Annotated in this window: 14 protein-coding genes; 6 read left to right on the top strand and 8 right to left on the bottom strand. The window is 74.6% G+C overall.

Annotated features, from left to right (window positions below; genetic code table 11):
* The first annotated feature begins 235 nt into the window (after positions 1-235).
* Together J1M37_RS07575 and J1M37_RS07570 are read left to right on the top strand one after the other, a co-directional pair.
* The gene (locus J1M37_RS07575) at positions 236-376 is read left to right on the top strand and encodes a hypothetical protein (protein ID WP_192831668.1); all 141 of its coding nucleotides are present in this window, start codon (positions 236-238) and stop codon (positions 374-376) included.
* A 29-nt stretch (positions 377-405) separates the two neighbouring features.
* Positions 406-936 carry an SgcJ/EcaC family oxidoreductase gene (locus J1M37_RS07570; protein ID WP_049146987.1) on the top strand — a complete coding sequence of 177 codons (531 nt, stop codon included), beginning with the start codon at positions 406-408 and terminating at the stop codon, positions 934-936.
* Positions 937-948: 12 nt separating this feature from the next.
* On the opposite strand, the gene J1M37_RS07565 is transcribed toward J1M37_RS07570, so the two are convergent.
* From J1M37_RS07565 to J1M37_RS07555, 3 genes are read right to left on the bottom strand one after another with little or no spacing between them, the layout of a single operon-like run.
* Positions 949-1,509, bottom strand: coding sequence for a GNAT family N-acetyltransferase (locus J1M37_RS07565; protein ID WP_206452399.1), 561 nt, complete (start codon positions 1,507-1,509; stop codon positions 949-951).
* A gap of 6 nt (positions 1,510-1,515) precedes the next feature.
* Positions 1,516-3,975 (bottom strand): YhgE/Pip family protein, encoded by a 2,460-nt coding sequence (locus tag J1M37_RS07560; protein WP_206452398.1) that lies wholly within the window; start codon positions 3,973-3,975, stop codon positions 1,516-1,518.
* Positions 3,975-4,670: an ATP-binding cassette domain-containing protein gene (locus tag J1M37_RS07555; RefSeq protein WP_241250939.1), complete on the bottom strand. Its 696-nt coding sequence runs from the start codon at positions 4,668-4,670 to the stop codon at positions 3,975-3,977. Before J1M37_RS07555 ends, J1M37_RS07560 begins: the two co-directional genes overlap by 1 nt.
* 167 nt (positions 4,671-4,837) lie before the next feature.
* On the opposite strand from J1M37_RS07555, the gene J1M37_RS07550 reads away from it, so the two are divergent.
* Positions 4,838-5,446, top strand: coding sequence for a TetR/AcrR family transcriptional regulator (locus J1M37_RS07550; RefSeq protein ID WP_020624715.1), 609 nt, complete (start codon positions 4,838-4,840; stop codon positions 5,444-5,446).
* A 21-nt stretch (positions 5,447-5,467) separates the two neighbouring features.
* On the opposite strand, the gene J1M37_RS07545 is transcribed toward J1M37_RS07550, so the two are convergent.
* Entirely contained in the window at positions 5,468-6,235 is a 768-nt protein-coding gene (locus J1M37_RS07545; protein WP_049144888.1) for a sulfite exporter TauE/SafE family protein, read from the bottom strand.
* A 74-nt stretch (positions 6,236-6,309) separates the two neighbouring features.
* Between J1M37_RS07545 and J1M37_RS07540 the strand changes: the two genes are divergently transcribed.
* The gene (locus J1M37_RS07540) at positions 6,310-7,566 is read left to right on the top strand and encodes an NAD(P)/FAD-dependent oxidoreductase (RefSeq protein ID WP_206452397.1); all 1,257 of its coding nucleotides are present in this window, start codon (positions 6,310-6,312) and stop codon (positions 7,564-7,566) included.
* A gap of 12 nt (positions 7,567-7,578) precedes the next feature.
* Complete coding sequence (locus J1M37_RS07535; RefSeq protein ID WP_020624712.1) at positions 7,579-8,268, top strand: M23 family metallopeptidase; 690 nt, start codon at positions 7,579-7,581, stop codon at positions 8,266-8,268.
* On the opposite strand, the gene J1M37_RS07530 is transcribed toward J1M37_RS07535, so the two are convergent.
* Positions 8,258-8,767, bottom strand: coding sequence for a GNAT family N-acetyltransferase (locus J1M37_RS07530; protein ID WP_044659331.1), 510 nt, complete (start codon positions 8,765-8,767; stop codon positions 8,258-8,260). The genes J1M37_RS07535 and J1M37_RS07530 overlap by 11 nt on opposite strands.
* A 72-nt stretch (positions 8,768-8,839) precedes the next feature.
* On the opposite strand from J1M37_RS07530, the gene J1M37_RS07525 reads away from it, so the two are divergent.
* A complete protein-coding gene (locus tag J1M37_RS07525; protein ID WP_206452396.1) occupies positions 8,840-9,385 on the top strand; it encodes a GNAT family N-acetyltransferase in 546 nt (181 codons plus the stop codon).
* 35 nt (positions 9,386-9,420) lie between these two features.
* On the opposite strand, the gene J1M37_RS07520 is transcribed toward J1M37_RS07525, so the two are convergent.
* The 3 genes from J1M37_RS07520 to J1M37_RS07510 form a co-directional block, all read right to left on the bottom strand.
* The gene (locus J1M37_RS07520) at positions 9,421-9,633 is read right to left on the bottom strand and encodes a hypothetical protein (protein ID WP_010079881.1); all 213 of its coding nucleotides are present in this window, start codon (positions 9,631-9,633) and stop codon (positions 9,421-9,423) included.
* Positions 9,634-9,768: 135 nt separating this feature from the next.
* Entirely contained in the window at positions 9,769-10,884 is a 1,116-nt protein-coding gene (locus tag J1M37_RS07515) for a type I restriction endonuclease (RefSeq protein ID WP_036314529.1), read from the bottom strand.
* Positions 10,885-11,151: 267 nt separating this feature from the next.
* The gene (locus J1M37_RS07510) at positions 11,152-11,496 is read right to left on the bottom strand and encodes a hypothetical protein (RefSeq protein ID WP_010079880.1); all 345 of its coding nucleotides are present in this window, start codon (positions 11,494-11,496) and stop codon (positions 11,152-11,154) included.
* Between the last annotated feature and the right edge of the window lie 96 nt (positions 11,497-11,592).

Here is an 11,592-nt window from a genome sequence, read left to right as displayed (position 1 = left end):
GAGGTGGGAACCGGCCGGGCATGGGAGGCTGGCCGGCGGCGGGGCTCGATCCGCCGTAGACGGCCCAGAGTGGTCACGCGGACGACCCGAGCTCGGCGCGGACCGTGTTCGACCGCTTCGTGTTCGGCAACCACATCCGCAGCTTCAGCGTCGACTGAGCCCCGGCTGGGAGGCACCTTCGACGCGCGCCGACGCACGCGCCCCTCGTGCCGTGCCGCATGCCACACTGGCGAGCGTGACCCGACGTCCGGATGCACCGCCCCTGGCCGACCCGCGCACGCGTGCGGCCCTGCGCGCCGTGCTCACGGTCCTGGCCGTGATGGCGGTGCTGTTCGCCGCCGTCGTGCTGACGCTGGCCTACGGACCCGCCCGCTGAACCCGTCCCTCCCCGATCCAGGAGCAGCCATGTCCCCCGCGGACCCCACCGCCGACGTCGCGGCCCGACCGACCGGCCCCGCCGCGGTGGCCGAGGCCTTCGCGGCCGCCTGGAACGCCGCCGACGCCGACGCGCTCGCCGACCTGTTCGCCGAGGACGCGGACTTCGTGAACGTGGTGGGTGTGTGGTGGACGCGGCGGCGGCAGATCCGGGTGAACCACGCGCTCGGCTTCCGCTGGATGTTCCCGGCCTCCCGGCTCGTGCTCGGGCAGGTGCGCGTGCGCGAGCTCGGGGACGTGGCGGTGGTGCACGCGCCGTGGACCATGTCGGGGCAGACCGCGCTCGACGGCGACGAGGCCGGCGAACGCACCGGCGTCCTGCTGCTCGTGGTGCGCCGGACCGAGGCCGGGGCGTGGGAGGCGGTGGCCGGGCAGAACACGGACTCCGTGCCCGAGGCGCAGACCCCCCTGGCCGACGACGACGGGCTGGCCGCGGTGCACTACCACCCGTCGGCGTGGATCGATCCCGACGACGACCCCGACGGCCCGGAGGCCTGCTGAGGGGCGGTGGGCTCACTCCACCGTCAGCAGCCGCACCCAGTCGTCCTCGACCCGCTCCCCGCCGACCACGAACTGCCGCGCCCCGATCGTCGCGAAGCCAAGGCGCTCGTAGAACCGGTTGGCCCGTGTGTTCTGCGCGTTCGTGCCGAGCCACACGTGCCGGAACCCCAGCCGCCTCAGCCGCTCGACGCCGTCGTGCACGAGGGCCTCGGCCAGCCCGGTGCCGCGCCCCTCGGCCAGCACGTACAGCTTCGAGAGGTGGCCGGCCGGCACGTCGCCGAGCCGCTCCGTGACGGGTGCCTCGGGGGTCGCGGCGGTCTCGTGCAGGGCGTAGCCGAGCAGGGTCTCCGGGGCGTCGGCCGCGGCGCCCACGAGCACGATCCGCTCCGGGTCCGCGATCCACGCGGCCACGGCCGCCTCGCTCAGGTGCAGCGCGATGTGCGCGTCCACCGCGGCACGCGGCAGCGAGGCCGGGGAGGCGTCCGGGAAGGTGGCCGCGGCGATCGCGGCGATCGCGGGCGCGTCCTCGGGGCGGGCCGGACGGACGACGGCGGCGCGGGGTGCGGAAGTCATCCCCGCTCAGGCCTGCAGCGCGGGGTGCAGGTCCTTCATGCGGAACCGGCGCCGGCGCCGCACCACGAGCACGTCCAGGGCGAGCGCCGCCGCCCCGACCCCCATCAGCACGACCACCGGCACCCAGAAGCGCTGGTCCAGGCCGCCGGAGATCGCGTTGCGGAACGCCTCGATGGAGTAGCTCATCGGCATGAACGGGTGCAACGCCTGGAAGAAGCCGGGCAGCACCTCGGCCGGGTAGGTGCCGCCGGTGGAGGCCAGCTGCAGGATCAGCAGGACCAGCAGCAGCGCCGAACCGGGGGTGCCGAGTGCCGTCTGCAGCAGGTGCGCGATGAGGGAGAACACCACGGCCACGAGCACCGTCAGGGCCACGGCCCGCACCGGGTGCACGGGGGCCAGGCCCAGCGGCAGCGTGGCGGCCAGCATGAGCAGACCGCCGCCCACGGCCACGATGCCCACGGGCAGCCACGCGGCCAGCGCGATCGCCACCGGGTTGCGGCGCCCGGCCAGCAGCCGCCCGCTGATGGGCCGCATGATGTTGAACGCGGCGATGCCGAACACCCACAGCGCGATGGAGAAGAACATCGGCGCCATGCCGCGGCCGTAGACCTCCGCGGAGTTGTCCACCTGCATCACGGCCTCCACCGGCCGTGACATCACCAGGGCGGCCTCGTCCCGCTGATCCTCGGTCAGGGCGGGGACGCGGTCGACGCCGTCGGAGAGCCCGGAGGCGAGCTCGTGGGCGCCGTCGTCGAGGGTGCCGAGGCCGGCGCGCAGCTCCCCGGCGCCGTCCTGGAGCTGGGCCAGGCCGCCGTCGAGCTCGGTGGCGCCGGACTCCAGCTGCCCCGCACCGTCCTGCAGCGTCAGCGCCCCGTCGTGGAGCGCGGCGTTGCCCTCGGCGAGGGTGGTCGCCCCGTCCGTCAGCTCGCCGAGGCCGGACTGCAGCTCCCCGGCGCCGTCCTGGAGCTGGGCCAGGCCGCCGTCGAGCTCGGTCGCGCCGGAGCCCAGCTGCTCGAGGCCGTCCGCGAACCTCCCGGCGCCGTCGGCGAGGGAGTCGGCCCCGTCCTTCGCCTCACCGATCCCGCCCTGCAGCTTCTCGGCGCCCGCGGCCACGGCGTGGGCGCCGTCGTTGAGGTCCGTCAGATCCGCCTTGGCGGAGGCGGCGACGTCGTCCTCGACGAAGCCCTGGACGCGCTCGTTGGCGGCCGCGGAGGTCGCGGCGGCCTCCTCGGCGCGGCCGGCGACGGCGGTCACCCGCTCGTCCGCGCCGGTGAGCGCCTCCTGGAGCGCGGCGTACTGCTCGGACTCGGCGAGCGTCGGGTCCTCTTCGGCGAGCTCGGCCAGGGCGGCCTGCGCGTCGGCGATGCGGGCGCCCGCGCCGTCCTCGGCCGTGCCGGCCACCTCGGCGACGCGCTGGACGTCCTCGTCCACCGCGGCGACGTCGGCGGCCACCGCGTCCTGCCGCTCGATCACCTGGTCCAGGCCGGGGACCACCGTGTCGTAGAGCTGCTGGGTGCCGTCGGCCACCTGCGTGGCGCCGTCGGTGAGCTCGGCCGATCCGGTCTGCAGCTGGGCCAGCCCGTCGGAGAGGTCCGTGGCGCCCTGACGCAGGGCGGGGGCGTTCTCGGCGAGCTGCCCGGCACCGTCGGCGAGGGCCTGGGAGCCCCCGCGCGCCTGGTCGAGCCCGTCGGCCAGGCGCCCGGCCCCGTCCTGCGCGGACGCGGCGCCCTCGGCGAGTCGCTGGGCGCCGTCGTCGGCCTGGGCGGCGCCGTCCGCGAGGTCACCCGCACCCGTGGCGAGCTGGCCCGCGCCCTCGGCCAGCTTGCCCGAGCCGTCGTGGGCCTGGACGATCCCGTCCTCCAGCTGGCTCGCGCCGTCCTCCGCGGAGGCCGTGCCGTCGGCCAGCTGCGCGGCGCCGTCGGCGGCGTCCACCATGCCCGACCGCAGCTCGCCGAGGCTGGAGAAGACGGCCTCGAAGTACGCCTCGATCGCGGACCGGTTCACGGCGGCCTCGACCTTGGCCTGGCTCGCGTTCGTGACGGAGCCGATCACGAAGCCGTTGGCGTCGTCCCGGCGCAGGGTGATCTGCGCCTGCTGCGGTGTCCCGCCGCCCTCGGGGCTGACGAGGTCACGGCTGAGCTCGGCAGGGATCTCCAGGACGAGGTAGTACCGGCCCTCCCGCAGTCCCTCCTCGGCCTCCTCGCGCGTGGTCTCGCGCCAGTCGAAGGCGCGGTCGTCCTTGAGGCGTTCGGTCATGTCCGCGCCGGTGCGCAGCGTGGTGTCGCCGCGCTGGACGGGCTCGTCCTCGTTGACGATCGCCACCGGCAGACGGTCCATGGCCCCGTAGGGGTCCCAGTTCGCGGACAGGTAGAGGGCGCCGTAGATGGCGGGGACGAGGAAGATGAACAGCAGGGCGAGCAGGGGCAGGCCACGGCGGAAGCGTCGCAGCTCGTAGCGGAACAGCATCAGTTCTCCCGGACGGGGGGCAGGGTGAGGACGACGGCGTCGCGCGGCACGGGCGCGGAGGCCACGGCGCTCACCGCGAACGGGTGGCCGTGGTCCCTGAGGACGTCCAGGGCCGCGTGGAGCGCGACCAGCTGATCGAGGGTCAGGGTGGCGTCCACGTCGTCGAAGGTGACGAGGCGGGCCGGGCGCAGGCAGGCGACGACGGCGGCCAGCAGCGCGCGATCGGGCGCGGACAGCTCCCCGACGACGGCCTCCGGCGCCACGGTCAGCCTCACCGCGTCGGCGAGGAGGGCGAAGCGTGCGCGGCCGGCGCGGCGGCGCACGCCGTCGGTGAGACAGCGCTCGTCCACGACCTCGGCCGCGGTCAGCGCCGGCTCGAGCTCCACCACGTCGGTGGTGTGGGCGATGGCGGTGCGGGCGCGCAGGGCGTGCGGGTGGCGCGCGGCGTCGATCGGGGGCCGGTACGCGCGGGCGGCGGGCCGCTCCGGCCCGTCCAGTGCGACGTCCACGGGGCCGCCGGTGAGCACGAGCTCGCCCCGCACGCCCTGCAGGCGCCCCGTGAGGGCGAGCAGCAGGGCCGAGCGGCCCGAGCCCTGGGTTCCGAGCACGGCCAGGTGGGTCTGCGGGGGCAGCACGAGGTCGAGGGAGCCGAACACCGGCCCGCGACTGCCGCGCAGGGTCAGACCGCGCGCCACGAGGGTGGCGGGCGGGAGGTCGTCGAGGTGCGCCGGGTCGGGGGCGGGGCGGGCCCGGGGCCATGGTGATCGGCGTCGGTGGGAGTGGAAGACATGGGCCCTCTTTGCCGAGTCGAGGCGGATTCAATACCATCGGTATTCAATACCATCGGCATCGAGAGGGCAACATGGCGACCCGACCCCGCCGCGAGGATGTCCGCGCGGCCATCCTCGACCACGCGGCTCGGGTGTTCGGACGGGAGGGTTACGCGCGCTCCTCCCTCGCCCGCATCGCGGCGGAGGCCGGCTACACGAAGGGCGCCGTCTATTCCGGTTTCGCGGGGAAGCCGGACCTCTTCGCCGCCGCCTGCACCGTCCAGTTCGAGCGGGCGACCACCCGAGCCATGGACGGCGTCGCCGACGCCCTGGACGACCCCGACCTGCCGCGCGAGGACCTGGTGGCCCGCGTGGCGGAGGCCCTGGCCGACGTCGTGCTCGAGACCACGGGCTCCTGGCCCCTGCTCCTCCACGAGTTCCAGGCCGTGGGCCTGCGCGAGCCCGCCGTGGGGAGAGCCTACCGGACGCTGACCGTCCGGCGGCGGGACTTCCTGGCCGGCCTGCTGCGCGAGCACCGCGTGCTGGCCGACGTCCCGGACGAGCAGGTCACGCACACCGCGGCCATGCTCCTGATGCTCGTGCACACGCTGTCGGTCGAGCGGCACCTGGCCCCGGAGGACCTGACGGTGGACGACGTGCGGGACACGCTGGCCGCGGCCGTGCGCTCCCTCCTGCCCTGACGCCTGCGCGCCGGCCCCGCCTCAGCCCAGGGTGCCGGCCACACCGCGCACCAGCGCCACCGTGCCCCCGACGCCGGCCAGGCAGATCGCGAGGACGCGCGCCTTCGCGGGGTCCACCCGGCGGGCCACCACCGAACCGGGCAGGACACCCAGCGGGCCGCCCACCACCACGGCGACCCACACCGGCCACGGCACGTGCAGCCCCGCGGGCACGGCCGCGCCGAACAGCGACTTGGTGACCAGCGAGGTGAGATTGGCCAGCAGGAACACGGGCTGGAGGGTGGCCGCCCACGAGCGCTGGTCCCACCGGCTCGCCACCGCGTAGACCGCGAGCGCCGGCCCGGCGATGCCCGCGGTGGTGTTCATGAACCCGGCCACGGCGCCGGAGGCGAACACGGCCCCGTTCCCCTGGGCGGTGAAGCGCTGCTGCAGGCCCAGGACGGCGGCCACGGCCACCAGCACGGAGGACCCCAGGAGGATCTCGAGGGCGTGGGCGTCCAGGACCCGCACGGCCCACGCCCCCGCGAACGAGCCGGCCACGAGCAGGGGTGCGAGGCGGACGAAGCGCGGCCAGTCCACGTGCCTGTGGAGCACCGCGAACAGCAGCACCGCGGACACCGAGGCGGCCACGTTGGACAGCGTCACCCCCGCCACCGGGCCCAGGAGCAGGGACAGCGTGGGTGCGGCGATCATGCCGACGCCCATGCCGCTCACCCGCTGGAGCGTGCCGCCCACGGTGATCGCGGCCAGCGCGACGACGGCCGGCAGCCACACCAGGGAGGGGTCCATGCGGGCAGTATGCCGGAGCCGGGGGTGCCCGTCGGCCCTGGCGCCCGCCCGTGACGGGTGCGCATGCTGGCCCCATGGCCCAGCACAGCTCCACCCCGTACCCGCTCGTGATCGTGGGCAGCGGCCCCGCCGGCGTCAGCGCCGCCCGCGCCTACGTCGACGCCGGGGGGCCCGGCCCCGTCCTCATGCTCACCTCGGATGTGGACCACCCCTACGAGCGCCCGCCGCTGTCCAAGGAGCTGCTCCGCAGCACCGCCGAACCGGAGCCGACGGTGCTGGACGAGCTGCCGGACGCCGTCGAGCTGCGCCGGGGCGTGACCGTCACCCACGCGGACCTGGGGGCGCGGACGCTGTGGGCCGCCGAGGAGCCGATCCGCTTCGAGCGGCTCATCCTGGCCCTGGGCGCCCGTCCGGTCCCCCTGCCGGACGTCGAGGCCGACGCCGAGGTGCACCTGCTGCGCTCCTTCGCCGACGCCCGCCGCCTGGTGACGTCGGCCGGGCACGCGCGCTCCGCCGTCGTGGTGGGGTCCGGGTTCATCGGCTGCGAGGCGGCGGCCTCCCTGGCCCTGCGCGGGGTGGCCACCACGCTGGTCACCCCGGACGAGGTGCCGCAGCAGAAGCGGCTCGGCCGCGAGGCGGGCGATCGGATCGCGCAGTGGCTGATCGACGCCGGCGTCGAGCTGCGCACCGGCGTGCGGGTGGGGCAGGTGCGCGCCCCGCGCACCGTCCACCTCGACGACGGCGCCACGCTCGCCCCGGACCTGATCCTCGCCGCGGTGGGGGTCGAGCCGGGGGGCGGGTGGCTCGAGGACTCCGAGCTGACCATGCACGAGGGGCGGATCGTGGCGGACGAGCACCTGGCGGCGGCGCCGGGCGTGTGGGTGGCCGGGGACGTGGCCCGCGCCCACCACGCCGTGGCCGGCCGGCCGATCCCCGTGGAGCACTGGGGCGACGCCCTCGGCATGGGCGAGGTCGCCGGGCACAACGCGGCCCGCACCGAGGTCGGCGTGCCGGGCGGCGCCGGCCAGGCCTCCGTGCTGGCCCACGCGGCGACGGCGGACCCGGAGTCCCTGCGGCGGTGGGAGGCCGTGCCCGGGTTCTGGAGCACCATCGGCGAGCACACGCTCAAGCACGCCGCGTGGGGCGACGGCCACGAGCAGGCCCGCATGGTGGAGCGCACCGGCGGGTTCACTCTCTGGTACACGGACGCGCAGGACCGCGTGGTGGGCGTGCTGACCTACAACGCGGACGAGGACTACGAGCGCGGGCGGGAGCTGGTGGCGGGCCGGGATGCCGTGGGCGAAGGCCGGGGCCGTCCCGACCCTGCATGACAGACTGAGGGGATGACCACCCCGACCCCCGGCGCCGGCTCCCCGGGCAGCGGTGTGGCCGGGGGCGTGCTGGCCGCAGTGGGGGCGCTGGCCCTGATCGCGACCGTCCTGGCGCTGGTCCTCGCGTTCGGTCCGGCCGGCCGGGACGACGCCGGCGCGGGCGCCGAGCGGCGGCGCTGGAACGGCGGCTTCACCCCCGCCCCGCCCACGGTGAACACGCAGGGGTACGCCGAGCCCGTGCAGGGCCGCGTGACCTCCCGCTTCGGGCCCCGCCCCAACCCGTTCGGCGAGGGCGTGGTGCCCTCGGGGGTGTCCGAGGAGGCCCTGACCCGCCACGACGGCGTGGACCTCGGCGGGGTGCCGGAGGGCACGCCCTTCCACTCGGTGTCCGACGGCCGAGTCCTATTCGTGGAGGCCGGCGGGGACGCGGGCGGCAACCTGCTCGCCGTGGACGCCGGGGACGGCCACGTGTGGCGCTACCTGCACGCCGCCCCGGACTCCACCGTGGTGGACGCGGGCCAGCGCGTCTCCGCCGGGGACCACCTGGCCGGCGTCGGGCAGACCGGCGCCGCCACCGGCGTGCACCTGCACCTGGAGCTGCGCGTGGACGGCGAGCCGGTGGACCCGGAGGCCTACCTGGCCGAGCGGGGCGTGGAGCTCGGCGGCTCCTACCCGGAGCGGCGCCGCGGCCTCAGCCGGTGACCGGGCCGCCGCCGTCGTCCACGGACCCGGCCCAGCGGACCTCCCCGTCCACGACCTCGTCCGTCGGCGCCAGGCCGATCGCCTGGGCGACCCGCTGGGAGGCCGTGTGCTCGGGGTGGACATCCGCCACGAGGCGCCGCACCCCCCGGTCCCGCAGCTCGCCCTTGAGGAGGCCGGCGGCCTCCTTCGCCAGCCCGCGGCCCTGCCACGGCGTGCCGATCAGCCAGGCGATCTGCGTGGGTCCCCCGTCCACGGGGATGGTGGCCTGGACGTAGCCGACCGGCCGGCCCTCCGGCTCCAGCACCACGATCCAGTTGGCCCAGTCCTCCGCGCCGTCCTCGGAGCGACCGCGCGCGAGGATCGCGTACCGCTGCCGCAGCTCCTCCTCGCCCGGCGGCGTCCCGCCGGTGTACGTGTACAGGTCCGGGTCGGCGAGGACCGCGGCCATGGCCTCGGCGTCATCCACCCGCAACGGGCGCAGGGAGAGGGAATGCGGCATGGGCACAGTCGACCAGCCCGGCCCCGCGCAGACAAGAGGCGGGGCGCATCCGCCCGCCGCTAGCCTGGGCGCATGCCGCCCGCCCCCACCGCCCGTCTGCGCTTCCGCGAGATGGCCGACGCCGACCTCGACCACCTGGCCAGCCTCCTCGCCGATCCCGTGGTGATGCGCTTCTACCCCGCCCCGCGCACGCGCGCGGAGGCGGCGGCGTGGATCGCGGGCAACCGGCGCCGGTACGCGCAGGACGGGCACGGGCTGTGGATCATCGAGACCCACGACGACGGCGGGCCCGGCTTCGTGGGCGACTGCGGCCTGACGTGGCAGGAGGTCAACGGGGAGCCTCGCCTAGAGGTCGGGTACCACGTGCGGGCCGACCTGTGGGGGCGCGGCTACGCCACCGAAGCGGCCGCCGTCTGCCGGGACCACGCCCGGGACGTGCTGGGGCACCACGAGCTCGTGGCGATCATCCACCCGGAGAACACGGCCTCGCGCCGGGTGGCCGAGCGGATCGGGATGACCGTGGTGGGCGAGGACCGCACCGGCGCGCCCGAGGCCCGCGCGGCTCTGGGGCTCGAGGCGCGCACCGTGCTGGGGATGAGGCTCCGGCCGGGCGCGTGAGGCGCGGCCCGGCCGGACGTCTCAGCCCCGGTCGCTCACTTGGCGTGGCGGGCGAGCAGCTCGCGGGCGGCGTCCAGGCCGCCGGCCTCGACGTCGTAGGAGCCGGTGGACGCGTGGTGGGCCTCGACCGCGTCCGTGATCCGGTAGTGGTCCGGGTTGCCGGGCGGGTCGGAGGTCTCCAGCACGTGGATCAGGTAGGTCTCGCCGGCGGCCAGGGCCTGGCGGTCGTCGCGCTCGTGATGGGTCATGACGTCCTCTCGGGTCGGCGCCCGGCGGGTCTGTCCCACCGGGGCGTGCGCACCAGGGTGGCGCATCGACGGCGGCGGGGCACAGTCCTGCCCGCCCGCGGGCCGGATCCGGTCAGTAGGCGGGTCAGAGTCCGCTCAGGCCCCGACGTAGGAGCTGACGACGCTCCGCAGTGCCTCGGCGGATTCGTAGATGTCCTCCAAGTTCTCGAGGTCGGCCCGCGTCCTGTTCTTGTCCGCATCGAACAGCACCAGATATTTCACCTTCCCGTCGAAGTGAAGGCGCGCGATCGGCTTCCGATTGTTGTCGTCCAGGATGACGCTGCAGTACGAGGCTGCGTCGCGCATGTAGACGCGGTTCATCGGCACGATTCCGGCGAGAATCGCCTTGATGATGCGGAAACCCTCGATCTCCTCTTCGGTCGTCACCACGCCCGGCTTGAGCTGGCCCTCCTGACCGTTCTCCTCGTCGGACAGGACCGTCTGATCGCCGGTGGCCACGGGCTCAGCGGGAGCCGCCAGTACCGGAGCGACCTGGTCGCCCAGGGCAGTCTTCAGCCGCGCGTTGACGCGATCGTTGATGTACTGGCGCGCAGCCTCCTCGGTGAGCCGGGTGAAGGTCTCCACCGCCTTGGCGTTCATGTACCCGGAGTACACGCGCTTGGCGAGGACCTTCACCAACTCATCGCTCGGCGCAGCCATCTCGGCAGAAATCTCGCGCTTGATGGCCGATACGTACTTCAGCTCCTCGGCTGCGGCGATGACCGAGTCGAGATCGAAGGATCCCTTCGCCAGCTGCTCGAGCTTCGGCACGGTGACCGGGTCGATGTCCAGAAGATCGAGGACGAGGAACGGACGCTCGTCGAGGATGTTGGCCTTGTCGAGGTCCGTGTAGAAGTTCCACACCCGCCCGTTGGTGAGCACGCCGATCCGCGCTTCACTGGTGTGGAAGTAGCGCACCAGCTGGCTCGCGTGCGCCAGGGACAGCTCCGAGCCGACCTTCTTGGCCTCCACGAGGATGTTGACCTTCCCCTCCCGCATGATGGCGTAGTCGATCTTCTCCCCCTTCTTCAGGCCCAGATCTGCGACGAACTCCGGGACGACCTCCTGGGGATCGAACACGTCGTAGCCCAACACCTGCGAGATGAATGGCATGACGAGCGCGTTCTTCGTCGCCTCTTCCGTGTCCAGGGAGCTTGCGTAGTCGCGGGCTCGCCGAGCCACTTGCGCAAGCTTGTCCTCGAATTCAGTCATGCCGTTTCACCCATCCGTGAGTAGGAGCCGGACAGCCGGGAATCCGGCAGCCTCGCACGTCAGCGCCCGAAGGCCCGCCGCAGCTGTGTCGAAATATAACCCAGCTCACAAACACGCTACGGGGACCCTCGCAGGCGCTCCGTGGCCGGACCGCGGGATCGCCCGGAACGCGAGGCGGCCACGACGCGTCGCCTCTCACAGGAAGGAGACGGGGCGTCGTGGCCGCGTTCCGCGGGGGGCCGCCCTGTCAGGCGACGCCCGGCCGGCTCAGCGGTTGCCGGGGTGCTGCGGGTCGGCCGGGATGCCGCGGCTCAGGGGCTCCACGGGCGGGCCGCTCGTCTCCGGGGTCACGGGCGAGCCGGTGCGGGAGCCGCCGACCTCCGGGGTGTCCGGCACCTGATCGCCGGAGGGCTGGGCGCCGGAGCGCAGCGCCTCGAGCCGCGTCTCGAGGACCTGCACCACGGGCAGGCGGTCGCCGTGGGCGCGCTCGTAGGCGAGCAGCTGCTCCACCTGCGACTCGTCGAGGCCGGTGATCCGGGTCGGCAGCGTGCCGTTGGGGATGTGGTCGTAGTCCGGCAGGGGGAGCTCGTCGCGGTTCGGGGCGTTCGTCATGGCACTGTCCCTCTTCTCTCGTCGGGGTCCCTCGTCGGGATGCGTGGTCCACCCACGCTCTGTCTCTTATACCCATCTCCGAGCCCACGAGACGGA

Source organism: Micrococcus sp. KRD012, from assembly GCF_017168555.1.
Classification (GTDB): domain Bacteria; phylum Actinomycetota; class Actinomycetes; order Actinomycetales; family Micrococcaceae; genus Micrococcus; species Micrococcus luteus.
Note: the sequence above shows the minus strand (reverse complement) of the source record. Positions and strands in the feature narration are given on the sequence as shown.